Below are 526 nucleotides of genomic sequence, written 5' to 3'. Positions count from 1 at the left end.
CTGTTGCGCCTGACACTGGCTTACTGCCTTGGCAAGGTTGGCATGCGGGGCGTCGTGGCCTGGGCGGCGGCGAGCGGGATTGCCGACATTTCGGACGTGGCGTTGCTTGGCCGGCTGCGCAATGCAGGACCATGGCTGCAGCAGTTGATTGGGCACCTTTTGAAGCGCGAGGATGCAGGTTTGGCCAAAGGCCGGCTGATCCGCATCCTCGATGCGACAGCGGTTGCCAAGGCCGGTGCGTATGAGAAGAAGAACAATGGTCTTTGGCGCATGCACTGCGCCTTCGAGCTTGAGCGCGAGCAGTTCGACTTCCTCGAGATCACCGACCAGAGCGAGGCCGAGCTGATCGACCGCGTGCCGGTGGTGGCGGGCGAGATCCGCATCGGTGACCGCGCCTATCTGCAGGCCGAGCGGATCGCCAAGGTGATGGCGCAAGGCGGCGATGTTGTTGTGCGCGCGTCGTGGAAAAACGCGCGATGGCTCGACGCCAACGGCAGGGCGTTCGATCTCATCGGCTACCTGGAGA

1 protein-coding gene is annotated in these 526 nt (G+C 63.7%); it reads left to right on the top strand.

Annotation, left to right across the window (positions count from 1 at the left end; genetic code table 11):
- Positions 1-42: 42 nt before the first annotated feature.
- A partial coding sequence (locus NKH54_RS32480) for a transposase (protein ID WP_502907589.1) occupies positions 43-526 on the top strand: 484 nt, incomplete at its 3' end.

This window comes from Mesorhizobium sp. M1004, assembly GCF_040318795.1.
Taxonomy (GTDB): Bacteria; Pseudomonadota; Alphaproteobacteria; order Rhizobiales; family Rhizobiaceae; genus Mesorhizobium.
The sequence above is the reverse complement of the archived record's forward strand: the minus strand, read 5'-3'. Positions and strand labels throughout refer to the sequence as shown.